Genomic DNA, 24,521 nt, shown 5'->3' on the forward strand with positions numbered 1-24,521 from the left:
AGGGTGCGGAAGCCTTATTCCCACTCAATGGAAGCCGGGGGCTTGGTGGAAATATCGTAAAGGACCCGGTTGATGCCTTTCACTTCATTGAGGATTCGGTTGCTGGTTTCACGCAGCAGGGCGGGTGGCAGTTCCACCCAGTCCGCCGTCATGGCGTCTTCCGACACGATGGCGCGCAGGTTGGTGGCCCATTCATAGGAGCGTTCGTCGCCTTTCACGCCCACCGTCTTCACGGGAATCAGGCCGGCATAAGCCTGCCAGACTTTTTCATACCAGCCGTACTTTTTCAGATTGCCGATGAAGATGGCGTCACATTCCCGGATGATGTCCAGGCGGTCCCTGGTGACCACGCCGGGGCAGCGTACGGCCAGGCCGGGACCGGGGAAGGGGTGGCGCCACAGGATGTCGTGCGGGATGCCCATGGAGGCTCCCAGTTCGCGCACCTCGTCCTTGAAAAGCTCCGCCAGGGGTTCCAGCACTTTCCCCTGTGCCTGGAGCTCCAGCACGCGTTCCACGCGGTTGTGGTGGGTCTTGATGACGGAGGCCTTGGATTTGGCATTGGAGGCGCTTTCAATCACGTCCGGGTACAGGGTGCCCTGGGCAAGCATTTCCGCGTCTCCCACGGCATCCCAGAACACGTCGATGAACAGGCCGCCGATGATGCGGCGCTTCTTTTCCGGATCGCCTTCCCCGGCCAGGGCCGTCAGGAAGCGTTCGGAAGCGTCCACCGTCTCGATTTCCACGTTCATGCGGGCGAAATTGGCACGGACTTCATCAGCCTCATTCTTGCGCAGCAGGCCGTTGTCCACAAAGATGGCGCGCATGTTCACGCCTGCTTCATGCAGCAGGACGGCCAGCACGGTGCTGTCCACGCCGCCGGAGACGCCGCAAACCACCTGCTTGCTGCCCACGCGCTCCTGAATCTCACGTATGAGCTGCCTCTTGAAGTCGCCGATGTCGAACTTCTTGAGGTTGGCGGCGCAGGAGAGGAAGTTGCGCAGGATGGTGCGCCCTTCATGGGAATGGGTCACTTCCGGGTGGAACTGGATGCCGAAGGTGGTTTCTCCCCACTGGAGGGAGACGGGAACGCCTTCCGCATTGCGGGCGATGACCTGGCAGCCTTCCGCCAGATGGTCCACCGTATCCGAATGGCTCATCCATACCTGGGAGGAGGCTGACATGTCCTGGTACAGGCCCGCGCAGGCTTCCGGCAGCAGGGCGGCGGGGCCGTATTCACGCTTGTTGCTGGCCTTCACGGAGCCGCCGTGCTTGATGTTCAGGAGCTGCATGCCGTAGCACACGCCCAGCACGGGGACGTTCAGGCTCTGGAGCCATTCAAAGTCAATGTCCGGGGCGTCCGCGTCCGTGGTGCTTTTAGGGCCGCCGGAAAGGATGACGGCGCCGGGTTCATGAATCTGGTCCAGGTCTTCCAGCGCGTACAGTTTGGCCATGTAGCCCAGTTCGCGCACGCGGCGCACAATGAGCTGGGTGTATTGGGAGCCGAAGTCAATGACGGCTACGAGGTGCTTGTCGTCCATGTGAGAGGGGGGTTAACAGGAATAGTTGATGGGTTCTTCCGTAATGGTAATGTCGTGGGGATGGCTTTCCTTTAGGCCGCCGGAGGTAATCTGGACAAAACGGGCCTTGTCCCGGAGTTCCGCCAGGGTGTGGGCGCCCAGGTAGCCCATGCCGGAGCGCAGGCCGCCCATGAGCTGGAAGACCACGTCCGCCAGCATGCCCTTGTACGGGACACGCGCTTCCACGCCTTCCGCGACGAGCTTGCCGGAGCTGTTCTGGCCGTAACGGTCGCCGGAGCCGCGGCGCATGGCGCCCAGGGAGCCCATGCCGCGGTACTGCTTGAAGTGGCGGCCCTGGTAGTGGACCACCTTGCCCGGACTTTCTTCCGTGCCGGCCAGCAGGCCGCCCAGCATCACCAGGTCAGCGCCGGCGGCCAGGGCTTTCACGATGTCCCCGGAGTAGCGGATGCCGCCGTCCGCAATGACGGTGACGCCTGCGGGACGCGCTACGGAGGCTACCTCCTGAATGGCGGTGAACTGGGGCATGCCCACGCCGGAAATGACGCGGGTGGTGCAGATGGAGCCGGGCCCCACGCCTACCTTGATGGCCTGCACGCCTGCCTTGATGAGGTCGGAGGCGCCTTCCGCCGTGACCACGTTGCCGGCCACGATAGGGCGGTCCGTCAGTTTGCGGAGGTTGGAGACCACGTCCATGACGCGGGTGGTGTGGCCGGTGGCGGCGTCAATGAACAGGGCGTCCGCTCCGGCGGAAATGAGAGCCTTGGCGCGGTCCAGGTAATCGGGGCCCACGCCCACGGCGGCGCCGCAGCGCAGGTGGCCGTGTTCGTCCTTGGAGGCATCCGCAAACATGGCGCGCTTCTGGATGTCCGTTTCCGTGATGAGGCCGGCCAGCACGCCGTTTTCATCCACCAGGGGAAGCTTTTCAATGCGGTGGGTGTAAAGAATGTGGCGCGCTTCCTCAATGGTGGTGGTGGGAGCTGCCGTAATCAGGCGGGAAAGGGGAGTCATGACGTCCTTGACCCGGACGTTCTGGTAATCGTCCACGCCGCGCATGTCTCGTCCGGTGATGATGCCTTCCAGACGGCGGTTGGCGTCCACCACCGGGAAGCCGGAATAGCCCTGTTCCATCATGATTTGATGGACTTCTTCAAGCGTCATGTCCTTGTTCACCGTGACGGGATTCGGGATGACCGCGTTTTCAAAACGCTTCACGCGGGAAACCATGGCCGCCTGGATGTCGATGGGATTATTGCGGTGAATGACGGCCAGGCCGCCTTCCCGTGCCAGGGCAATCGCCAGTTCCGATTCGGAAACGGTATCCATGGCTGCGGACAGCATGGGGATTTTCATGTCAAAGCCGGGAACAAGCTGGGAACTGATGTCCGCATCACCGGGAAGAATCGCGCTCAGGCGGGGCAGCAGGAGCACGTCATCAAAACTTAATCCAAGAGGGAGATCTGCCATGCGATAATCTACAGCCGAACACCCTCCGACGCAAGCCGAAACACGGGAGAATCTTATTTTTGGACGGCACGGCGGCGTTCTGCGGTTTGCTCCCTGCGTTGTCCCGCCGCGTGTCTGCTTTCCGTGCAGGAAACTCTTCCCTCTTGATCCGGGGAAGCGTCTTGCCTATCCTGAAAGAAAATAATTGTCTCCCATGAATGCTTCCGAACCTTACCGAGTCCTTTTTGTCTGCCTGGGCAATATCTGCCGTTCTCCCGCGGCGGAAATCATTTTTAAAAAGATGGTGGAGGAGCAAGGTTTGGAAAACCTGATTGAGAGCGATTCCGCCGGAACGATCGGCTACCACCGGGGCTGTCCGCCGGATGCCCGGATGGTGCAGGCCCTGGAAAAATACGGTTATCGGAATCCGGGAGTCAAATCACGCCCCGTGCGGAAGGATGATCTGGAACAGTTTGACCTGGTTGTAGGGATGGACCGGGAGAATCTGCGGGATTTGAAACGGCTGGACAAAAGCGGGCAATGGGAAGGGAAAATTGTACCCATGTGCTTTTTCACCACCCGTTTTCTGGATGAGGAAGTGCCGGACCCCTACTACGGAGGCCAGGAGGGCTTTGACCATGTGGTGGAATTGCTTCAGGACGGCTGCGCCAACCTGCTGGAGCATTTGAAGGAGCAGCTCTCTGAATGATAGAAATGTCCCGGCAGAAAGGATATTCTTCCCTTTTGCCTGTAACGGCTCCCGTACCGGGCTCCGGCGGGAAAAGACCGGTTTGATGCCCGGGGGACAGGATTGGTCATCTATTCCGGGCGAGGGGGAGCCAGCCGTTATTCAATGAAGCTTCCACAGTAATGAAAAAATCCCCTCTTTTTGAAGGGAAAGAAGTAGTTTTCCTGCCGCCGGAGTGAATGGAATGGCAGATATTCTTATGACCCTTGGAGCGCGCCTATCCCGTTTTGGACGTGTTGAAAAGTAAAAATTAGTTGGCATAGGTAATGAATTGATAAAGTTATTGCTGGGATTCCCGTACCGGAATCAAGCAATGATTGATAATCAACAATTAATCTATTTCAACCATGAGAGAACAATTTAACGATGATATCAATTCCCTGACAGGCGCGCGCAGTTCCGGCAGCGGAGGAAAACCGACGCCCATTGATGAAAGCGCTCCGGATGCTTTTGACCGGAACTGGAATTGGGAATTTGAGGTGCGCCCGCTGGGGCCTTCTGAAACGGCCAAATGCTTTGTCACCATGGGCGCCGATGATTTGGCGACGCTGACGGTGGATCAAAAGGAGGTGATGGATCTCGGTCCGCGCGGACCGGAAGGAGGCGGTACTTATAGTCCGGAGACAACCTCATTTGATATCCAGGGAGGGAAGCATGAGGCCCATTTGGAATATCATAACATTACCCTTAAGGACCATAAGAAGAACGTCGCCAAACTTACTTTTGACATGAACGTGGTCATCACTGACCATCAGACCGGTTCTTCCTCTTCCTATGTTCCTCCGGATACGGAAACGGAGCCGATGGACAATGATGATGAAGGTGAAGACGATGCATGCGGCTCCAGCAGCGAAGGGAGCAGCAGCTCTCCCAACAGCAGCTCCAGCAATCCATGTCCGGACGGCAACAATGGAGGGGATGAAGACGGTGATGATCCGGTTGGCAACCCTTCTTCCTCGGACGGATGCATGGATAACACAGGTGGAGATGCTCCCCTTCCTACAGCTCGCGGGCTGTTCTCTTCTCCCGCCATGCGCGGCAACATTTCTTCCGCCGGCAGGCGCGTAACCACCCAGACCAGGAAAACCAGCATGGTGTGGCGCACCAATTTCGGCGCTTTCCGGGGGATGGAAGGAATGCCTTATGGCATGCTGGAAATTGTAGCTTACAACTTTTCATCCAAATTGTGGACTCCCGCCGCTCTTCAATACCTGCACCCGATGGCAAGCAGCATCCGGCCGCCTGCCGGAAGTCCCTTGAGAGCGGACACGGCTTTTCAGATCAGGAATGGGGGGACCAATGTCAACTACTATTGCTATGCCGGCGCGGCCAGTGCGGGTTCCATAGGCGGCTCCAAAAAACGGGGAGGTTCCGTTTCCATGACTTACGCACAGGAAAGCAGCCGTACTGCCGATGCGGCTTCTTCCTTTGCCGCGGAAATGCGCGTGAGCAATAACAGGGGGAATTCCGTTCTGTACGGAGGGTCTTCCCTCTCTTCCCTAAAGAATGCTACCGGGTATGTCTCCAAACTTGGTTCTTCCTATACGGCACAGGATTTTTCCCGATACCTGGACATCGTGCGGGGGAGTGACGGAAACATCCGCCAGATATGGAATCTGTGGGATGGCCTTGTCAGCATAGAACATGTGACGGCTGACGGCTATGTGATTGCCTTTTATCTGCCGGAGCAGGTGAGGGAAAAGGCGAATGGCGTTTATCCCGTCACGGGGGCCCCTTTTAAAACTTTCTCCATTTCCGGAGATGCGGCAACCAGCAAGCTCACGGTTACGGAACAGGCTGAAGGCCGTTCCCCATATGTTACCCGTTATTGGCAGGGGACGGGAGGCGCCTGGTGCATGTCCCAGGGTGAAGGAGAAGACGCCATTTACACCCTGCGGGAAAAACAGGCTGTCACTTCCACCACATGGAAATTGATTACTACCGTTCAGCGCAGAGAAACCGGAACACCCATTTCACGCGTATGTGAAACTTATGAACAGACGTCCAAGGGGAACCTTTGCACCAGCCGCATTGAAGCTTACGGCACCGACTATGCCCGGGAAACCACCTACGGTTATAACAGCATAGGAAAACTGTCCCGGGAGACGGCTCCCGACGGGAGTGTCAAGACGTGGGCCTACGATGCTTTTGGCCGTGAAACAGTTCGCATGGAACCCTGGGCCGGAGGAGAAAGAAAAGGCACTTACACTTATTACCGGTACTCCGACCGTCCTGATCCGGATATCATCCACCAGTACGTCGTGCTTACCATTAAAGCCGTGCGGCTGAGGGACACGCGCTACACCTATGAGGAAGCCAATGACGTACGCCGTGTGACCAAGCGGACGACTGCGCTGGGTGCGGAAGGAGAACAAGTGGAAATAACGGAAACGTGGATGCCCTCGGCCTTGAATGTCCATGCAAGGGGTCGGTTGAAGATGCGGCAGGCTATCAATGGAGTGCAGACCTTTTACGAGTATGAAGCAGACAGTCAGCACGGCGCTCTGTACAGGATTACGGCGGAAATCCGGGTTGAGGGAGAAGCTGTGCCGGGGCAGAGCAAGCGCAAATTGACTTACGTGTCCGCGCAGGGTACCAACACCCGGATAGAAAAATACGTTTTTCTGATGGATGGAACCTGGGCATTGACAGATACAGCGGACTACGAATATGACAAGGAGAGGCGATGGATCAAGCGCACGCGCGGTAACGGACGCGTGACGGAACGTGAAATGATGTGTTGCGGCCCCTTGTGGGAAAAGGATGAAGACGGAGTAATGACTACGTATTCCTACAATACGGCCCGCCAGCTTGTGGAAACCATTCGTTCGGCTACGGAAACTACTCCGGAAACCATTGTCAGCTACACGCGGGATGCTTTTGGCAGAGTCCTGGCAATGCGGCGGGACGTCGGTTCCATGGCCACCAGTGAAGGCCGGGAATACGATCTTCTGGGGCAGCTTATTCGTGAAACGGATGTGCTTGGGAGAGAACGTACTTATGCCTATAGTGAGGACGGATTAACGGAAACCGCTACCACGCCGGCAGGAGCTACGCTTGTCACCCGCCGCCATGCGGATGGAACCGTTTTGGAACAAAGCGGAACGGGACAGAGGCATTTGCTTTATCAAACGGAATGCACGGAAGAAGGGATTCTTCACTCCTCCCTTATACCGCAGGAAGCCGGGGAATCGGTCCTCATGGAACAATCTGTAACGGATGGCCGGGGCAATGTGGTCCGCCTTTCCCGGGCCAATGCCAACGGCGGCCTCATCCATGAACGATACAGCTTTGACACGAAGAACAGGCTGTTGCGGAGGGGAGTAGATGGCATGGCTCCGAGGCTCTACGATTATGACTCCTTCGGCAACGTGGTGAAAGAGACATGGAAGTTGTCGGAAGAACCTGCTCCGGCTAACTCCCGTATAACAGAATACTCCTATGCCTGTGAACGGAGGGAAGACGGCATATACCGTGTGAAGACTGTAGTGAATTACAATAGCTACGGGCAGCCTTACTCGAAAAGCACGTCTACGCTGGTCTCTTTCCTGTCTCCCGTTGTTGCTGAAAAGATCATCTCTTCGGATACGAGAGGCAATGAGATTCCGGAATGGATGGAATATACGGCCCCCGGCAAACGAACGATCCGGAAACAGGTTCCTGATTCCATAGTCATTGCAGAAGTACTTGTCATTGACGGTTATGAAGTCTCCAAAAAGGATTTCGCAAACATGACCACGACTGCGGCGCGTTCCTACACGGCCACGGGGAAAAAGGAAATCCTTACGGACACACGCGGCAATGAAACCACGATCATGTTTGATCTTGCCGGACGTGAAGTCGGAAGAACAGACGCTGCCGGCAATACGGTTACGACTGCCTATGATCCGGCGACGGCATTGCCCTCCTGCATCACGGACGCATTGGGGAAAACGGCTTGCTATGCTTACGACTTGCGCGGGCGCAAGACTGCTGAATACGGTACGGCGGTTCAACCCTCTGTTTTTGCTTACGACGATGCGGACAGGCTGATTGAACTCAAAACTTTCCGGGCTCCGGAAGAAACCATTGCAGGTGATCCGCGTGAACGGACGGATGGCGATACCACCGTGTGGAGCTATGATGAAGGCTCCGGCCTCATGACGACAAAAACCTATGCTGACGGACATGGGGAAAACTATTCCTATGACGGGTGGAACAGGCTGGTGGCCAAATCACAAGCCCGGACGATTGATGAACAGGGAACTCAACTTATCACGACTTACGGCTACGATGAGTTGACGGGAAATCTGCTCTCTGTCACCCACAATGATGCCACGCCGGCCATAGGCTACACATACAACCATCTCAATCTCTTAACGCAGGTAACGGATGATTCCGGTACGCGCACGATTTCCTATAACCAATATAATGAAGCGGTACAGGAAAATACGGCAGGTCTGGTGGCCAGCCGGCTTGACTACCAAATTGACAGTCTGGGACGGCTTTCGGGCTATGGTTTGCAATACAAAGACAATGTCGTTTTTCAGACCATTTGGAATTATGATATGTATAAACGCCTTGGCACCGTTTCTTTCAGGCATGCAGGCGAACGGTTTACCTACGGCTATCATGCAGTTCACGGACTTCTGGAAACGCTCACCTACCCCAACGCCCTCAAGAGATGGTATACCCGGGAGGAAAAACGTGACTTGCTGACTAAAATAGCCTACCAGCGTCCCGGGAGCTCCGACTACGTGGCTAAAGTCGACTATACTTACGATGCGCTGGGGCGTCCTCTGGAAAAGAAGGATTACTTCAATACTCCCAATCCCGATCTCACTCATGTGTACATGTATAATGACCGGGGAGAGCTGGCGGCGGACACGATGAGCCGGGGCGGAACGTACAGCTACTCCTATGACAATATCGGTAACCGGTTGACCTCACAGGAAGGAGCGGAAGCGCCTTCCACCGTTTATGTATCAAATAATCTCAACCAGTACGTTTCCGGTGATCGTGCACCTTCCCGGGGAGGTACGGAAGAGGTTGCAATCGTCTATGAGACAAATAGTCTCAACCAGTACACTTCCATTATCGGTGGAGAAGAAAAGCCTTTGGTGCGGGAATATGACGAAGACGGCAACCAGATTAAGGTGAAAACCTCTACAGGCGAATGGGAGGTAAAATATAACGCCCTGAATCAGGCGGTCAGATTCACGCAGGACGCCAAGCGGGTGGAATGCCGTTATGACTACCTGAACAGGAGAGTGGAAAAAGCAGTCTATGAAGGAGAAGTACTGGTTTCCCGGAAACGGTTTATTTACCGTGGTTTCCTCCAACTTGCGGAACTGGATGCTGCCAATGCAACGGAAATGGTACAACCCGTTCTTCGGAAAGCCTATCTGTGGGATACGATGGAGCCCACAGCCACGCGAATCCTGGCGATGACCTTATTCGACGAAACGGGAACCTATGTGGAAAACCTTTTTTACACCCATGACCTGCTGAAAAATACTACAGGCCTATTTGATACCCAGGGAGAATGCCGGGCTCTGTACGAATACGGGCCCTATGGCAATGTTCTCAGGATGGAAGGCAATATGGCAGAGGACAATCCGTTCAGGTTTTCTTCTGAATACTCTGATGACGAATTGGGGCTGGTATATTATAATTACAGGTATTATAATGTTTTTAACGGTAGATGGATCAGTCGTGATCTCATCGGAGAATTATATTCAAAAAATCTCTATGGCTTTGTAGTTAATAATCCTATAATTAGATTTGATTTTGTGGGGTTGGATATGATGCCTTGGGTCACTGATCCCTCTGTGATCTCACAAGCTGCTTTGTCATGGGGGGATTTCCAACGGCAATTAGACGAAGCCGCAAAAACGGCGGAACAAAGGCGAAAAGAAAAAGAAATCCTCAAGAAAAAATATGATGAATGTGTGAAACGATGTGAGGAACAAAAACAATCTTCTTCAGAAGAGTTAAATAAACAAACTGAAGATCCATTATCAACAGCATGGGGAGATGTTATGAAGACTTCTAAAGAATGTGAAAAACCTAAATCTGAACGGATGATTAAATTATTAAGTGAAAGTTTGGGGGCTGCCCAAGCTTGTAGCCCTGTGAATGGTCCTCCTGTACGGTATGATCCGAACTGTCTTGGAAATTCTTATGCAAAAGCTGCGAAGCAGGTGCTCACTGTGGTAGATATTGAGAAGAAATATAGAGAATGTTTAGATAATTGTAAAAAACAATTTCCTTATGAATAATATTATAAATATATATTGTATTGGGATTTGTATGCTTCAAACAGCGTATGGTGGGAATGATCAGGTTTTTGAAAAAAAAGAGAGTTCCCGTTTTTCTGAAGAGAAAGAGGAGATATCTTCACCTGCTAAATCTTTTTCTGTGGAAGAAAAGCAAGCTCTTTTTTATTATATCAATAAAGAATTTATTAATAGATTCCGATTAATTTCTGACTATTACTTAAAAAAATCGAAAGAATCCGGGAAAGTAAGTGATTTCCTTGATTTCTCAGATAGATTCTGGGTAGTGGGATTAAAAGATATTATGGAGAAAAATATGAAATCTTCATGGTTTAAGAAGCTGCCTGTTTTTTATAAAAAACAGTTGGAAATGCAATATGAGGAACTGACGAAGCTTACCCAATCCCATGGCAATAAGGTACCTCCTGGAATAGTTGAAGAGTTATTCAATACGACTTATAGTTTTAGTCGTTCTGACTATTTAAAAAATCTTAAAGAGTATGGGTTTAAAAATAACAATGATTTTTTCTCTGAATTTTCGAATTATAATTTATCTATTGCCGAAGAGGCTGCATCATCTGTTTTTTCTAAAATTTCCTATAGGGAAAACACAAATTATTTAAATTCAAAAGTCTTTTTAGAAATAGCGAAAATATTGGAAAAAAAATTGAGGGAGGGAAAATGTCGTCCATTAGAGAAGATGTTTTCCGAGTTGAAAAGAATGGCGCTTCAGGAAAATGCAGAGGCCCAATATTCTTTAGGCATGTGTTATTTTTACGGATGGGGATGTCAAAAAAATATTGAAAAAGCAAGAGATTGGTTGAAAAAATCAGCAGACCAACTTGATAAGAAAGCTGAAAAGGCTTTAGAACAGCTTTTCAGCAATGAAACAATATAACGATGCTTTCTTTTGCATCATTGATTTCCATCCTTCCATAGAGAACTATAAAGAATGCATTGGATTGATAGAAGAGGTAGGAAAAATATTAAAGAGAAATAGTATAATGGGTGCTCTAATAGTTCTATGTCTTGCTTCATTATCTATGGTTTTACACGCAGAATTTGTTGAAATACCAGCAACGGAAATAAACATGGATAAACAATTGCATGACAAGGAAAAATCGGCAATTAAAAGAATTGCTTTTCAATCTGGTGCATTCTTGCTACGTGCTGTTGGAGAGTCTAAATATCCATCCGAAATACTTAATGATTGTAATCATAAATTTATAATAGAGCAAAATATTAAATTCTATAAAGAAGGAAATTTTTCTGATGCACCTGAAGCAATCAAAAAATATTTCCACGAATGTTTCTTAATAAATTCTTTTCTTTTAAAAAATAAATCAGATAAAAAATTGAAGGAATTTAATGAAAAAAGAAAAGAATTGAAAAGCGACTTAAATAAATATTTGTCTCAATATGGCATGGAATGGGATAATATAATTTTGAGACGACAGGAAAAACAGGAAGCGATTTAATGTGTCCTTTTGTTAAAAAGAATTTTTCAAAATACAGCCTTGAAAAAGTGAATATGAATGATCCTGCAATTAGGGAAAAAGTAATCAAACAGTCTTATGTTGATTTAGCAGATTTTCTCGATGCAGAGTCTTTAAAATTGGTTGATAAATAATAGATTAAATTATTGTGACAGGCTGCTGTCGTCCAACTTGACGTTAATATAAAAGCTGCCTTCCATACTTTACAGTAGAATGGGAGGCAGCCTTTAATTATTTGAACAATATGGATACCATAGTAAGGCTGAAATTTTGTGCCCTGAACAAGAAGCTGGCCCTGGCATGAATCGGGGGGTTATCATTGCATGGAATAAAGAAAAAGCGTAAATTAACATGGCTATGGCTTATTATACTTCCGAGATTTTCAATGATATGATTCACGAAGTAGAAAAAGCATTTCCGTTGGAAACTCCTGTTTTTCCAACAAGTAGCATTCGCGATCTTATCGAAAATCCCGACCATCCGGATGATGAAGGGCGAGAATGTGGTGAACCATTTTTGAACCAACGCTGGATTGATGTTACGGCCATGCAATGGTATGATAACGCCGAGTTTGTGAGTTTTGCTACAAGTAATGCTCTTGCCTATTTTCTCCCTTCAATCATAAGGCTTTCTTATCTTGAGGAATTATCAAATGAAAAAAGGTATATGAGTGACACAAGGGAGTGGATGATGAATACTCTAACTGGCACGGATTTCTGGGGAGAAGAAGTGGATTGGAGGATAAAAACCACGAATGACATCTATCATTCGTATACAAAAAAACAACTTGATTTAGTCAGAGAATGGATTTTATTCGAGAATAGAAAGGATCACTATGAAGTTCGTTGTGTACATGCGTTAGATCTGCTAGACCGGGCAAGAGGAAGGTTTTAAACAGAACCCATCCAAATTGTTTTTTAGTACAGTGAGAATATGCCTGTGAATTCAACTGCTGTTGCGGCTGTTGTTATTTTTACACGCAAGGGTTGCAACCCTTGCGAACCATTTGCGAGATCAAAACGGCATGATCTTAGCACCTTGGAAAATATTCGAACTCCGCCAGAGAGATGCCTGGATAGCTCTCCTTTTTCAAATCCTGAACCTCTTAGTGGGCATTTATAGTAAGTAAAATATAAGAATAATGAAAACCGTTTCTTATCCCGATGGACGGCCAGTGAAAACAGGTGATATTGTGTGGAATAATGAGGGCGTGAATGTACGCAAAGTGATAAGGATTGTCACGGAAGAAGATGCTAAGCAGGTGTTTGTTGCAGATGGCATGACGGACGGAGCCGGATTTTTCTGGTCGCGTTATATTGGTGAATCCGATCTAGGTATCCTTGGATTTGAATCGAAAGAATCTTTTGAAGAAGAAGGCGTGGGAAAACTCTCTCGACCAGAACTATTATGCGTGAAATTTTTATCCCATTTGCTGGGAAAGCAGATCGGTTTGAATATATGGAATAATAAAGATTATCTGTATTATCCTGTTCTGTGGCCGGAAGAAAAGGAAGACGGAAAATATGAATGGATATGGTATTTATTTTTCCAACCGTATCACCTACCAGTCACATCGTTTGATGAAGAACAATGTTTTCGGTTTGATGAACATTCATGGCATTTTGAAAAAGTGGATCGAAAAAAGCAGGATTTGGTTCGAGGCCTGTAACAAGTGCTATGTTTTAAGTACTAAACGTTAATATAGTGGCTGTCTCCTATTATTTAAAGTAGAATAGGAGGAAGCCTTTATAGAATACAGTTCAGAAGCTTGTTACATATTTGATTAAAGTTTAATTCAATCAATGCTAGGCCCGTTTTTTATTTTTTCCTGGACAGAGATATGATGGCATTAAGTACACTTGCCTGCAAAATATGGATCCAGTAGCTGCCTAAATAATCTATTCAATGTATATGAAAAATAAAAAAATGATTTGGATTTTGATAAGCTTGATATTCAGTTATATTATATATTGTTGGGTTTCTCTCTTCATTTCAGGTTTGAATATTGGGAAGGGGTATGAGAACAATAAACGCTATTATGATGCAATTAACAATAATCTGGACTTAGTAAAAGTGTTTTCCAAATATGGTTTAACACTGGATCATGTCTATCATGATTATTATGGTAAAACTTGCGTTTTGCAATTTGTTGTTGATGGCAACTCTGTTCCAGCCATCCCTCAGGAAGTGGATCAATATATTTTACACCATCCTGACCTCGTTAAAGATTGCCGAGTTATTGTAGAAATCATGTTTCCTCAAGGAAAGAATCTTCCTGACAAGATATGTTGTAGAAAAACTTATTTTTGGTGGAGGCTTCTGTACTGACCTTATTATCGTGGCTTCCATCCCTCTGCAGAGGGATGGAAGCGGAACTATGTACTAAATCAAGATGAGGAAACTTGATAAAAATGCATTGGAAATGCATTTTTATTGGCATTAAATAAATTAACCATGATTCCTTTATACATTATCGGGTTTCCGTCCCTTTATGGAGGGGCGGGAGCCGAGCTTTATCACCAGATTAAGGTTTGGAGACACATGGGTGTGGACATTCACCTCATTCCCACACAGAAAAACATTCACCGTGCCGAGCTTTATCCGGAAATGGTTGAGCGGGGCGTCACAGTGCATGAGGGGTATGACTGGTCAGCTATTCCGGAAGGCGCGCCCGTCATCAGTTTTTGCAATGAAGAGTTCCTGGCTGCGCTGCCGGAGATACGGAAACGGACGAGAAAGACAGTGTTTGTTAATTGCATGACCTGGCTTTTCGGACGGGAGAAGGAAGCTATGAATAGGGGAGATATTTCCCTGTTTCTTTACCAGAATGACCGGGTGAGGAAGAACATGATGACGCGCCTGAGAGCCTTGAATGCTGATCCGTCCATCCAGTTCATGACGTTCAAGCCGTATTTTGACGCGACCGATTTTCCCTTCATTGCCCAGCGATCCGCGGACTGGTTCGGCGCGGGACACATTTCCCGGCAGGATGAGGATAAATTCAGCAAGGATACATGGCACATTTACGAGAATTTCGCCTCGCCCGTCCGGAAGAGCGGAACTTTTCTCGGGTTTGACCACCGGAGTGAGGCAAAGACCGGGAAACCTCCCGGGTGGGTGGAGACTTTTCATGACCAGAAGTCCCTGTCCCAGCAGGAGTTTTACCAAAGGTGCCACATTGTGCTGCAACCCACGGATACGACGGAGAATTGGCCGCGTGTTGGGTTTGAAGCGATGGCGAGCGGAAGCGTGCTGATTGTGGACAAGCGCGGAGGCTGGGAACAGATGGTGGAACACGGCAAAACCGGATGGTTGTGCGAGAGCCCCGGGGATTTCATCACCTATGCCACCAAGATGGCCTGGGAGCCGCATTATCGTGAGGACATAGCCTCCGCCGCCCGGGAACGCGGCATGGCCCTGGGAGGGCTGGAGGCGTCCAGGGAAAGCTGGCGGGAGGTGTTTGAAGCAATCAGCCGGTTACCGGGTTAGCATCCTTCTCCCGCTGTGATTGGCATGTGTTCTGTTGCCGTACACGGTCAGATAAGCCACGTGCCATATTGGCAGAGGTTTTTCTGCCTGTTCATGCTGTAGGCGAGGATGTATTTGAGCAGATCCGCCTGGGAGTAGCCGTGTTCCGCGGCAGCCAGGCAGATGGAACCGCTTTTGCCCAGGTGACAGCAGATGTTCATTTCCAGGATGCGACGTTCACCTTTTTCAAAGTCAATCCGGTAGTCGATTCGGAAGTAGTCCATGGGGCCCAGAGCATCCCAGACTTTCTGGACGTCTCTGGCGATGTCCTGTTCCAGGTCGTGCACGGAGACTATCTGGTAGCCCAGGTGGTCATGCAGTTTCAGGTCTTCCGTGATGATGCTGCCCGGTTTGTCGGATTTCGGCTGCACGTATCCCAGGATAATGGGCTTTTCTCCGCCTAGAACGGGGACCGTCACGTCAATGCCTTCGCAGTATTGTTCCACGAGCACTTCGTGTCCTTCCTCCATGAGGCGTTCGGCACACGCGGCGACTGCCTCCCAGGAGCCGCAGATGCTGTCTTCCCGGATGCCGCCGGAAGCGGCTCCAAACCGTTTTTTGACGAAGTAGGGGCCGGGGAAGGGCGCCTTGTCCGGAATGCCTTTTTCCCTGGACAGCCCCATGCCTTCCGGAATGTTCAGGCCCAGGGAGCGGAATACCATTTTGGTCAGGAACTTGTCCTCCGCAATGGCGCGGATGTTGGGCGGAGCGCCCAGATAGGGAACCTGGATGAATTCGCAGTAAGAGGAGATGAATATTTCAGGCTTGGACATGGCGAACCTGTTCATCAGGGAGAACACGTAGTCCACGTTTCCTTTGGCAAATTGCACGGAATAGGGTTTGGAGGTGGAGACGACGTCGTAGCCGATGTCCTGAATGGCCTTGTAAATATTGTAGTGATACTGGGGATAGCCTCCGTTGCCGGAGTAGGGCTTTTTGGAGAAATCGGGAGCGTCGGGGGCATAGGGGGCCAGATACATGATCCTTGCCGGCTTGCCGTATTGATTGAGTTGAATATCCGGTACTTCAAACATGGTTTGTGGCGATTGCGTGGAATGTTTCTTGGATTATGGAAATCGCCGCAGTGTTCAAACAATAGATAAATAATAAGGGACGGCGTGCAGCCGTCCCTCCGGGAATGAAAAACTGGTAGTGGGATTCAACCCCCCTATTTTCTGGCAAATCCCCTGGCCAGGCGCTGGACGTATTGTTCCATGACCGGAAGTTCTCGTTCAATGCATTCCGCCAGCTTGAGCTGCGTGCGGCAGCGGATGAGGTTGTGGTCCGGACGGGAGACTTTGAAGTACTGGTCCCCTTCCAGGTAGTCCGTCAGGAACCGGATGCCGATTTCCAGCGTGATAAGTTTTCCAGAAAAGGCAAGCTGGTCTATTTCCTCCTGGGTCAGGAAGCCGTGGGCGGCGGCCAGGTAACCCTCCACGATGGACTGGAACATGGGCATGCGCATGCGCACCTTGTCCAGGTCTTCCTCATCTTCTTCCGTGGGCGGGGTGACGGTGCGGACCATGTCGCCGAAGTCGTACAGGACAAGTCCGGGCATGACCGTATCCAGGTCAATAACGCAGACGGCGTGGTCCGTATCTTCATCCAGCATGACGTTGTTGATCTTGGTGTCATTATGGGTGATGCGGGTGGGGAGCACGCCGCTGGCCTGAAGGTCCAGCAGGCGGTCTACATCTTCTTCCCGCGCCTTGATGAAGTCCAGTTCCGGAAGGCAGGTGGAAAGGCGTTCCCGGGGGTCCTGTTCCGCCACTTCCATCAGGCGGTTAAAACGGTTCCGGGTATGGTGGAAGCCGGGGATGGTTTCCACGATGTCTTCCGGATTCATATCGCTGATCAAGTCCTGGAAGGAGCCGAACGCAAATCCGGCCTGGTAAGCCTGCCGGGTGTTTTCCACCACGTCATAGGTGTGCGTGCCGGCCAGGTAATTGTAGCAGCGCCAGATGCCGTCACCGGGAATGTCAATGTAGTTGCGCCCTCCGCGGGCCGGATAAAGATTGAGGGTTTGCCCGGCGGAGTCCTTCAGGCGGCGCAGGACCTTCCAGTTGATGTGCCGCGTGACTTTCTCCACATTGCGCATGACGGCCCTGGGATCCTTGAATACGTAGTCGTTGATGCGCTGGAGGATGTAGGAGTCTTCCGTCCCGTCGCTTTTACGGTAGGTGGCCTTGTAGGTGGTGTTGATATGGCCGCTGGGGATTTCCTTCCCGGTGACGAATTCCCCTTCAATGGCGAAGAGGTCTCCAATTCCGGCGATGCGGCACAAAAGCTGGCTGGGGTCTGTTTCTTCAGTAAGCGGAGCGGTCATGTCGGATGGGGAGAGAGGATTGGCGGTTAGCTTTAACGGACGAATTTATAGCCTACAAGCTCATCAAGCTTGCTTTTGAGCTGGGAAATGCCATCCCCGTTGAGGGCGGAGATGGGAATGACGTCCACCTTCGGGAAACGCATGCGGAAGTTGTTCAGGTTTTCCTCCGCGCCTTCCAGGTCCATTTTATTGGCGACGACGAACCAGGGTTGTTTGGCCAGGTCTTCACTGTACAGTTTGATCTCCGTGCGGAGGTTCTGAAGGTCTTCAATGGGGTCGCGGCCTTCGCTGCCGGCCATGTCCAGAACGAAGACCAGCACCTTGCAGCGCGTGATGTGGCGCAGGAATTCATGTCCCAGGCCGCGGTTGTTATGCGCTCCCTCAATGATGCCGGGAATGTCAGCCACGACGCAGCGGCGGAAGCTGTTGAATTCCACCACCCCGATGATGGGCTGGAGCGTGGTGAAGGGATAATTGGCAACCTTGGGCTTGGCTTGCGAGATGTCGCCCAGCAGAGTGCTTTTGCCCGCGTTGGGGTAGCCCACCAGTCCGGCGTCCGCAATGCGGCGCAGTTCCATGAAAAAGACGCCTTCCTCCCCTTCCGTCCCCAATTCGGCTTCCGTGGGGGCCTGGTTGGTCGCAGAACGGAAATGCCAGTTGCCCTTGCCGCCTATGCCCCCCTGGCACAGCGTGAACCGGGTGCCGATTTCCGTCAGGTCCGCAATTTTTTCCAGCTCAATGCCTTCGCCTTCCCGTTCCAGCCATGTCGCCTCCGACATGGAAGACGCATTGCTGCGGTAAATGATGGTGCCGGGAGGCACTTTCCCGATGACGGATTTGCCGTTTTTGCCATGTTTTTTGGCGCCCTGGCCGCCTACTCCATCCGTGGCAATCAGTTTGGGATCATAGAAAAAGGAGCGCAGGTCATTCGTATGCGGGTCCACCTCCAGAATGACGCTTCCGCCGTCGCCGCCGTCGCCGCCGTCCGGGCCGCCCTTGGGCACGAATTTGGCCCTGCGGAAACTGACGAGCCCGTTTCCTCCCTTTCCTGCCCTGGCAAATATGCGGATGTTGTCAACAAACATGTTCTGAATATGAAACATTTCCCCCCCAAACGCAAGACAAGTGCAGGACTGTACGGCTTTTCCATGGCATGTGGCGCTGACTTTTCCAGTGAACAGGAAACAGGCGCCGCGGCAGAAAACGGCGCTGGTGGGGCGGCAAAGCCGTCACCGGTAAAAAACGGCATAAAGAAGCCGTTGCCAGGGAATGCCGATGTTCTGGAACCGGGCTGCCGCCATTCGGAGGCGCTCCGGTGTTTTTTACTGCCGGAGGAGGCGCAAACGGTCTTTTGGATTGAAAATGAGCATCGGCATGGCATCATGCCCGCAAATCATGCCCCGCCTTTCCATCCAACTCCCTGACGGTTCCGAGAAAACCATAGTCCTTCCGAAGAACGGCGAATATTTCGCCCGCATCGGGCGGGACGAACATTGTGAAATCGTGCTGCCTTTTCAATCCGTGTCCGGGGAGCATGCCCTGCTCCAGTTCAAGGAAGGCGGTTATGTCCTTGAAGACCTAGGCTCCACCAATGGAATTAAAATTAACGGGCTGACGCCCATGGGCGGCGCTCCCCTTTACGACGGGGACGAGATAGCCCTGGGGGATGCCCGGCTCCGGTTTGTTGAAGAGCCTTCCCCCGGCCTGTCTCCCGCACCGGATGAAGAGGAGGACGAGAATATGGCCCCGTCTCCCGCCATGCGGAATTTGCAGCAGCTGGCGGACCAGGCTACCCGTACGGCGCGGAAGAATTATTTATGGATGGCCCTGTATGCCGTCCTGATGTTTCTCCTGGCCGTTTTCGCCGGTTTGACGTACAAGCATTACAAGTTGACGGGAGAGCTGCTGCCTCTCCAGTGGCTCGGCATTGAATCTCCCAAGGCTGCCTTGAAGTCCATGGCTCCTCCACAGGAGGACGCGTCGCACTGAGAACGGGCGCGGCTTCTGTGCCGGAATCAGGAATCGGCGGGGATGTCCCATAACATGCGTTCCGTATCCGGAAACAGCATGAACGGGGCTACGGCCCCCTGTTCCAGTTCTAGCAGGTATTGCTTGATGGTCATGCCGCCTGCATAGCCGGTCAGTTTGCCGTTGGCTCCAATGACCCGGTGGCAGGGGATGATGATGCCGATGGGGTTCTGGTTGTTGGCATGTCCCACGGCCCGGCAGGCGGACGGACGCCCTATTTGCCGGGCGATGTCTCCGTAGCTTCTGGTTTCTCCATGGGGAATGGTCTGAAGGGCTTTCCAGACCGTTTGTTCAAATTCCGTTCCCTGCGGGGATAGCGGCACGTCAAAAGTGCGGCGCGTGCCTTGGAAGTATTCGTCCAGTTGCCGGGCTGCGCGGCGCAGCAGGGGAGTTTCCTTCCATTCCACATGCTCCGGCTGCATCAGGCGGCCAAAGAAGACATGCGTGACAGCCGTTCCGTTCTCCACGATGACGATGGAGCCTGCCGGAGTTTGATGAAGAAGAGCCGGACCACGGGGAGGGGGATTTGCCTTCATACCGTACATGATAGCATGCGGCGGAGGGAGGTTTCGATTCATTTTACCCGGTAGTTTTGCCATCCGGAGGGGAGGAAGAAGGGAAAGGCGCCCGTCCGGACGTATTTTGTTTGAAAGGCCGGGGTTCCAGGTACAGTATTGCTCCGTATGAAGAAAAGCCTGTTTGCCGTGCTGTTGACCGCATGTTTTTGCATGTCCGGAAAGGGAGAAGACGTCAAGCCCCCTAAAACCCTTCCCGGCGGATGGGTTTATGTTTGGGGGGATGAGTTCAACGGTTCCAAGATAGACGCCAAGAAGTGGAAGCCGGAACTGGGCGTGGTGCGCAACCAGGGTTCCCAGCAGACTTATACCGGACGCCCGAAGAATATGAGGGTGGAGGACGGCTGCCTGGTGCTGGAGACTCATTTTGAAAAGTTCGCCAATATCAATTACAAGAAGAGCCCGGCGGACTGGATCAGGAATACCAAGTTCATGCCTTACACGTCCGGATCCGTCACCACGATCAAGACGAAAAACTTCATGTTCGGCAGGCTGGAAGTGCGGGCCAAAGTCCCCAAGACCAAGGGCATCTGGCCTGCCATCTGGCTGCTTGGCAAGAACAAGTGGGGCTGGCCCGGCAATGGGGAGATTGATATGCTGGAAAACATCTCCCAGCAGCCGGACGTGGTTTACTCCACCTTCCATTTAAGCCCGGACGGCGTATCCAGCAAGGACGCCTCCCGCGGGGGCACGGTGAAGATTGATCATCTTTCCGATGATTTCCATACTTACGTCATGGAATGGGACAAGGATTCCATCAAACTGCTGGTGGATGACAAGCTCGTGAAGTCCATTGACCTGAATACCACGAATTACACCAAGGATGAGGGCAATCCATTCCGCACGCCGTTTTACCTGATTCTCAATTCCGCTGTGGGCGGCAACTGGTGCGAGAAAGCTCCGAAGGACGGCCAGGGCTATCCCGTGAAGTTCCTGATTGATTACGTCCGGTTCTACCAGACGAAGGAACACGCCCAGCAGGCCAAGCAGTTTGACCCGCAAACCGGATTGCCGAAGAAGAAATAGGGCTGTCTTTTTTCGCGCCGGGGTGCGGCTGTCCGGAGGATCAACGGAGTTTGGGCTTTTTTGAAGCGTCTCTCCGTTGCGCTCCGGAATAAATTGCTCCAGGAAGGCCGGGAGGCCTTCATTCCCGGCTGGCGTTTTTCATTCAAACCGTGGAGACAATCCTTCCACCGGGTCTTTTGACGGCCGCCCTGCTGGGAACAAGAGTCTCCTGGCCCTTGTAAGGGATAATCTCCGTTGTTTTCCGGAATGAACCAGGTATGAAAGCCGGAGACTCCGGTTCCAATTGGCTATGTTAAATTCAAGCCGTGGGAATGCGTCCTTCCCCTTCTTCCGTCTCTGTTGCTGGCCGCTCTGCCGGGAATGCGGGTTTTCGGGCTCTTCCCCTATAAAAACTACGGTCAATGAATCCCATCCGGCTCTCCGGTCCTGATGCAACAAAAACGGCCCCGCCGATTGGGGGGGCCGTTTTTGCTGTTTAAAAGGGAATCAGCGGGTCTCAGAAGTCCGTTCCCGTGGTCTGGTCAGTTCCTGGAAGCGGGCCAGGATGCGGGCCGTCACCGGGCCGATTTTTCCGGAACCCAGTTGGTAGGCGTCCAGCTTGGTGACCGGGACGCATTCCGCTGCCGTGCCGGTCAGGAAGCATTCATCCGCGCAGGTGATGGTAAAACGGTTCATGGTTTTTTCTTCCGCAGGGATTTGCAGTTCCCGGCAAATTTCCAGCACCACGCGGCGCGTGATGCCGTCCAGGCAGCCGTCCGTGACGGGCGGCGTGAAGACGGCGCCGTCCTTCACGATGAAGATGTTGTCTCCCGTACATTCGGCCACGTTGCCCAGGTCGTTCAGCATCAGGGCTTCCGCCACGCCCTGGCGCACGGCTTCCATCTTGGCCAGGATGTTGTTGAGGTAGTTGAGGGATTTGACCTGGGGGCAGAGGGCGTCCGGACGGTTGCGGCGCACGGAGCTGGTGATCAGGGCCAGGCCGTTTTCATATACGGCGGGATCATACAGGGAGATTTTATCCGCGATGATGAAGACGCTGGGGCGTTTGCAGTTGAAAGGATTGAGACCCAGGTTGCCGATGCCGCGGGTCACCACCAGGCGGATGTAGCCGTCTTTCAGGCCGGAAGCCGCTGCCGTATCACATACGGCCCTGGAGAGTTCTTCACGGGTATAGGGAATGTCCAGGAGGAGGTAATGGGCGCAGTCGTACAGGCGGTCCATGTGGTCCTCCAGGCGGAAGACGCGCTTGTTGTAAAACCGGATGCCTTCAAAAATGCCGTCTCCGTATAGCGTACCGTGGTCAAAAACGGAGGTCTTGGCCTCCTCCTGCTCCACCAGTTTTCCATCTAACCAAATCTTCATCTTGTCTAAAATTAGAAATTATTTATGCCAGAGCAGGATAGCCCCATTTGAAGGCAGGGGGAAGCTATAAATTCACCGCAGAAGATAAAAGTTCCGTCACCTGCGGCTGTCACGGCACGCGCGCGCGTAAAAAATATATGGAGGTATTCATGGAGCAGGCTTGACATTTATTTTCCAGTGCTTTTAGCTCTCGCGCGCAATGTCAGACCCTTCCAAGTTCCGCAACCTCGCTATTATCGCTCACGTTGACCATGGGAAAACGACCCTGGTTGACCAACTTTTGCAGGCGGGGGGAGCCTACCGGGCCAACCAGGCCGTGCAGGAACGCGCCATGGATTCCATGGATCTGGAACGTGAAAAAGGCATTACGATCAAGGCCAAGAATACTTCCATCCTCTGGAATGGCTATACCATCAACATTGTGGATACGCCCGGGCACGCCGATTTCGGCGGCGAAGTGGAGCGCGTGATGAAGATGGTGGACGGCGTGCTCCTGGTGGTGGACGCTTTTGAAGGTCCGCAGGCCCAGACGCGCTTCGTGCTCCGCAAGGCCTTGCAGGAGGGACTGATGCCCATCGTGGTGATCAACAAGATCGACCGTCCCCATGCGGACCCCGCCGCAGTGCATGACCAGGTGCTGGAACTCTTTCTGGAACTGGGTGCTACGGACGAGCAGTTTGAAGCCCCCTTTGTATACGGTTCCGCCCGCGACGGCTATTTCATGAATTCCATGGAGGGGGAACCTCCCGTGGACTGCACGCCTCTTCTGTTCAAGATTGTGGAACACATTCCCGCTCCGAAGGATGCCGATCCGGAAGGCGAGTTCAAGATGCTCGTTTCCAATATTGACTGGGATGACTATGTAGGCCGCGTGGCCATTGGCCGCATTACCTCAGGTACCGTGAAGAAAGGGGACACCGTCTGGCTTCATCAGAGCGACGGCACCTGCATCTCCGGTAAGGTGACCCGCATGTTTGAATATTCCGGCCTGGGCGCCACAGATTCAGCCATTGGCGTGGCGGGTAACATCGTAGGCGTAGCGGGGTTTGAAAACGTGAACATCGGGGAGACCCTGGGCGGTTCCGCAGAGACGGAACCCCTGCCGTTCGTGGCAATTGACCCGCCCACCATCTCCATGGAGTTTTCCATCAACAACGGGCCTTTCGGCGGCCGTGACGGCAAGAATGTAACTTCCCGCGTGATTCGCGACCGCCTGATCAGGGAAATGCGCACGAATATTTCCATCCAGGTGGAAGATACGGACAAGGCCGGCGTCTTTTCCGTCTCCGCCCGCGGCGCCATGCAGATCGCCGTGCTGGTGGAAACCATGCGCCGTGAAAATTATGAACTGTGCGTCTCCCGTCCCACCGTAATCATGAAGAGGGATGAGAACGACCGCCTTACGGAACCGTATGAAACGATCTATGTGGAAGTTCCGGACGAACACGCCAATGGCGTCATGAAGCTTCTCCATGCCCGCAAAGGGCAGATGGAAGACATGGTGTGCAAGGAAGGGACAGGCCATACCTTCATTCAAGCCTACATTCCTACCCGCGGCATCATCGGGTTTGAGTTTGAGCTGGTCAACCTGACGTCCGGCCACGGCATTTTCTCCCACCTGTTCAGGGATTACGGCCCTTACGCCGGAGACATCACCACGCGTACCACGGGAACGCTGGTTTCCATGGAAACGGGCGTCTCCACTCCCTTTGCACTGGTGGCCCTGGAAGAACGCGGACGTTTGTTCGTAGGAGCCCAGGAAGATATTTACGAGGGCCAGATCGTGGGTGAAAACCCGCGCCAGATGGACATGCCGGTCAATCCGTGCAAGGAAAAGCACCTGAACAACATCCGGTCCGCCACGAAGGGTGACGGCATCCAGCTTTCCCCTCCCGTCATCTTTTCACTGGAGCGTGCCATTGAATACATTGAACCTGATGAACTGGTGGAAGCCACTCCCCACTTCATCCGCCTGCGCAAGCGCATCCTGAACGCCAACGACCGCGTGAGGGAGTCCCGCAAGGCAGGCAACTAGGGGCGCCGGAACGCCGGAGAGGCGCCTTCTTTCTATGTAGTTGCGTCCTGATGGCCGTTAAGGTACAATCAGGGCGATGGATTACAGCCGGATTCCCTGTCCCCCTGTCCCTGTTCACGCGGTGATGGAGCTTCTGCGTGAGCTGGGGCCATTCCATTA

The 24,521-nt window shown here is 52.3% G+C and carries 19 protein-coding genes; 12 read left to right on the forward strand and 7 right to left on the reverse strand.

The annotated features are described in order from the left end of the window. Positions 1–14 precede the first annotated feature (14 nt). On the reverse strand, positions 15–1,538 hold the full coding sequence (guaA, locus tag HHJ06_RS00525; protein WP_102726103.1) for a glutamine-hydrolyzing GMP synthase: 1,524 nt from the start codon (positions 1,536–1,538) through the stop codon (positions 15–17). Positions 1,539–1,550: 12 nt separating this feature from the next. Continuing rightward, complete coding sequence (gene guaB / locus HHJ06_RS00530) at positions 1,551–3,002, reverse strand: IMP dehydrogenase (RefSeq protein WP_215426857.1); 1,452 nt, start codon at positions 3,000–3,002, stop codon at positions 1,551–1,553. Between the two features lie 193 nt (positions 3,003–3,195). Here guaB and HHJ06_RS00535 point away from each other — a divergent pair, with 193 nt between their 5' ends. The 8 genes from HHJ06_RS00535 (at position 3,196) to HHJ06_RS00570 (ending at position 14,971) form a co-directional block, all read left to right on the forward strand. Next, positions 3,196–3,690, forward strand: coding sequence for a low molecular weight protein-tyrosine-phosphatase (locus tag HHJ06_RS00535; protein WP_215426858.1), 495 nt, complete (start codon positions 3,196–3,198; stop codon positions 3,688–3,690). Between the two features lie 386 nt (positions 3,691–4,076). Further along, a complete protein-coding gene (locus HHJ06_RS00540; RefSeq protein ID WP_215426859.1) occupies positions 4,077–9,989 on the forward strand; it encodes an RHS repeat-associated core domain-containing protein in 5,913 nt (1,970 codons plus the stop codon). Then, positions 9,982–10,884, forward strand: coding sequence for a tetratricopeptide repeat protein (locus tag HHJ06_RS00545; RefSeq protein WP_215426860.1), 903 nt, complete (start codon positions 9,982–9,984; stop codon positions 10,882–10,884). Before HHJ06_RS00540 ends, HHJ06_RS00545 begins: the two co-directional genes overlap by 8 nt. Continuing rightward, positions 10,871–11,464, forward strand: a complete 594-nt coding sequence (locus HHJ06_RS00550; protein WP_215426861.1) for a hypothetical protein — start codon at positions 10,871–10,873, stop codon at positions 11,462–11,464. The genes HHJ06_RS00545 and HHJ06_RS00550 overlap by 14 nt, the downstream gene beginning before the upstream one ends. A gap of 369 nt (positions 11,465–11,833) precedes the next feature. Then, positions 11,834–12,376, forward strand: coding sequence for a hypothetical protein (locus HHJ06_RS00555; protein ID WP_215426862.1), 543 nt, complete (start codon positions 11,834–11,836; stop codon positions 12,374–12,376). Positions 12,377–12,623: 247 nt separating this feature from the next. Next, positions 12,624–13,151, forward strand: a complete 528-nt coding sequence (locus HHJ06_RS00560) for a hypothetical protein (RefSeq protein ID WP_215426863.1) — start codon at positions 12,624–12,626, stop codon at positions 13,149–13,151. 242 nt (positions 13,152–13,393) lie between these two features. Further along, positions 13,394–13,810, forward strand: a complete 417-nt coding sequence (locus HHJ06_RS00565; RefSeq protein ID WP_215426864.1) for a hypothetical protein — start codon at positions 13,394–13,396, stop codon at positions 13,808–13,810. A 429-nt stretch (positions 13,811–14,239) separates the two neighbouring features. After that, positions 14,240–14,971, forward strand: a complete 732-nt coding sequence (locus HHJ06_RS00570; RefSeq protein WP_251841347.1) for a glycosyltransferase — start codon at positions 14,240–14,242, stop codon at positions 14,969–14,971. A gap of 47 nt (positions 14,972–15,018) precedes the next feature. Here the strand turns inward: HHJ06_RS00570 and HHJ06_RS00575 are convergent, their stop codons facing one another. The 3 genes from HHJ06_RS00575 to obgE form a co-directional block, all read right to left on the reverse strand. Next, positions 15,019–16,044: a hypothetical protein gene (locus HHJ06_RS00575; protein ID WP_215426866.1), complete on the reverse strand. Its 1,026-nt coding sequence runs from the start codon at positions 16,042–16,044 to the stop codon at positions 15,019–15,021. A gap of 134 nt (positions 16,045–16,178) precedes the next feature. Continuing rightward, positions 16,179–17,336: a phosphotransferase enzyme family protein gene (locus tag HHJ06_RS00580; protein ID WP_215426867.1), complete on the reverse strand. Its 1,158-nt coding sequence runs from the start codon at positions 17,334–17,336 to the stop codon at positions 16,179–16,181. A 32-nt stretch (positions 17,337–17,368) separates the two neighbouring features. Continuing rightward, complete coding sequence (gene obgE / locus HHJ06_RS00585; protein ID WP_215426868.1) at positions 17,369–18,421, reverse strand: GTPase ObgE; 1,053 nt, start codon at positions 18,419–18,421, stop codon at positions 17,369–17,371. Positions 18,422–18,430: 9 nt separating this feature from the next. Between obgE and HHJ06_RS00590 the strand changes: the two genes are divergently transcribed. Both HHJ06_RS00590 and HHJ06_RS00595 read left to right on the forward strand, forming a co-directional pair. Next, on the forward strand, positions 18,431–18,760 hold the full coding sequence (locus tag HHJ06_RS00590; RefSeq protein WP_215426869.1) for a hypothetical protein: 330 nt from the start codon (positions 18,431–18,433) through the stop codon (positions 18,758–18,760). Continuing rightward, positions 18,732–19,325 (forward strand): FHA domain-containing protein, encoded by a 594-nt coding sequence (locus tag HHJ06_RS00595; protein WP_215426870.1) that lies wholly within the window; start codon positions 18,732–18,734, stop codon positions 19,323–19,325. The genes HHJ06_RS00590 and HHJ06_RS00595 overlap by 29 nt, the downstream gene beginning before the upstream one ends. Positions 19,326–19,351: 26 nt before the next feature. On the opposite strand, the gene HHJ06_RS00600 is transcribed toward HHJ06_RS00595, so the two are convergent. Then, entirely contained in the window at positions 19,352–19,900 is a 549-nt protein-coding gene (locus HHJ06_RS00600; protein ID WP_215426871.1) for a methylated-DNA--[protein]-cysteine S-methyltransferase, read from the reverse strand. A 147-nt stretch (positions 19,901–20,047) separates the two neighbouring features. On the opposite strand from HHJ06_RS00600, the gene HHJ06_RS00605 reads away from it, so the two are divergent. Beyond that, positions 20,048–20,965 carry a glycoside hydrolase family 16 protein gene (locus HHJ06_RS00605; RefSeq protein WP_215426872.1) on the forward strand — a complete coding sequence of 306 codons (918 nt, stop codon included), beginning with the start codon at positions 20,048–20,050 and terminating at the stop codon, positions 20,963–20,965. Positions 20,966–21,451: 486 nt separating this feature from the next. Here HHJ06_RS00605 and ilvE read toward each other — a convergent pair whose 3' ends face one another. Next, positions 21,452–22,327: a branched-chain-amino-acid transaminase gene (gene ilvE, locus HHJ06_RS00610; protein ID WP_215426873.1), complete on the reverse strand. Its 876-nt coding sequence runs from the start codon at positions 22,325–22,327 to the stop codon at positions 21,452–21,454. Positions 22,328–22,526: 199 nt separating this feature from the next. Between ilvE and typA the strand changes: the two genes are divergently transcribed. Beyond that, complete coding sequence (gene typA, locus HHJ06_RS00615; protein ID WP_215426874.1) at positions 22,527–24,362, forward strand: translational GTPase TypA; 1,836 nt, start codon at positions 22,527–22,529, stop codon at positions 24,360–24,362. Positions 24,363–24,521 lie beyond the last annotated feature (159 nt).

It is taken from the genome of Akkermansia muciniphila (assembly GCF_018709685.1).
Taxonomy (GTDB): Bacteria; Verrucomicrobiota; Verrucomicrobiia; order Verrucomicrobiales; family Akkermansiaceae; genus Akkermansia; species Akkermansia muciniphila_E.

Coding starts and splice junctions, on each gene's coding strand:
- guaA (WP_102726103.1), bottom strand. CDS start 1,538: ATGGACGACAAGCACCTCGTAGCCGTCATTGACTTCGGCTCCCAATAC.
- guaB (WP_215426857.1), bottom strand. CDS start 3,002: ATGGCAGATCTCCCTCTTGGATTAAGTTTTGATGACGTGCTCCTGCTG.
- HHJ06_RS00535 (WP_215426858.1), top strand. CDS start 3,196: ATGAATGCTTCCGAACCTTACCGAGTCCTTTTTGTCTGCCTGGGCAAT.
- HHJ06_RS00540 (WP_215426859.1), top strand. CDS start 4,077: ATGAGAGAACAATTTAACGATGATATCAATTCCCTGACAGGCGCGCGC.
- HHJ06_RS00545 (WP_215426860.1), top strand. CDS start 9,982: ATGAATAATATTATAAATATATATTGTATTGGGATTTGTATGCTTCAA.
- HHJ06_RS00550 (WP_215426861.1), top strand. CDS start 10,871: ATGAAACAATATAACGATGCTTTCTTTTGCATCATTGATTTCCATCCT.
- HHJ06_RS00555 (WP_215426862.1), top strand. CDS start 11,834: ATGGCTATGGCTTATTATACTTCCGAGATTTTCAATGATATGATTCAC.
- HHJ06_RS00560 (WP_215426863.1), top strand. CDS start 12,624: ATGAAAACCGTTTCTTATCCCGATGGACGGCCAGTGAAAACAGGTGAT.
- HHJ06_RS00565 (WP_215426864.1), top strand. CDS start 13,394: ATGAAAAATAAAAAAATGATTTGGATTTTGATAAGCTTGATATTCAGT.
- HHJ06_RS00570 (WP_251841347.1), top strand. CDS start 14,240: ATGACCTGGCTTTTCGGACGGGAGAAGGAAGCTATGAATAGGGGAGAT.
- HHJ06_RS00575 (WP_215426866.1), bottom strand. CDS start 16,044: ATGTTTGAAGTACCGGATATTCAACTCAATCAATACGGCAAGCCGGCA.
- HHJ06_RS00580 (WP_215426867.1), bottom strand. CDS start 17,336: ATGACCGCTCCGCTTACTGAAGAAACAGACCCCAGCCAGCTTTTGTGC.
- obgE (WP_215426868.1), bottom strand. CDS start 18,421: ATGTTTGTTGACAACATCCGCATATTTGCCAGGGCAGGAAAGGGAGGA.
- HHJ06_RS00590 (WP_215426869.1), top strand. CDS start 18,431: ATGAAACATTTCCCCCCCAAACGCAAGACAAGTGCAGGACTGTACGGC.
- HHJ06_RS00595 (WP_215426870.1), top strand. CDS start 18,732: ATGCCCCGCCTTTCCATCCAACTCCCTGACGGTTCCGAGAAAACCATA.
- HHJ06_RS00600 (WP_215426871.1), bottom strand. CDS start 19,900: ATGAAGGCAAATCCCCCTCCCCGTGGTCCGGCTCTTCTTCATCAAACT.
- HHJ06_RS00605 (WP_215426872.1), top strand. CDS start 20,048: ATGAAGAAAAGCCTGTTTGCCGTGCTGTTGACCGCATGTTTTTGCATG.
- ilvE (WP_215426873.1), bottom strand. CDS start 22,327: ATGAAGATTTGGTTAGATGGAAAACTGGTGGAGCAGGAGGAGGCCAAG.
- typA (WP_215426874.1), top strand. CDS start 22,527: ATGTCAGACCCTTCCAAGTTCCGCAACCTCGCTATTATCGCTCACGTT.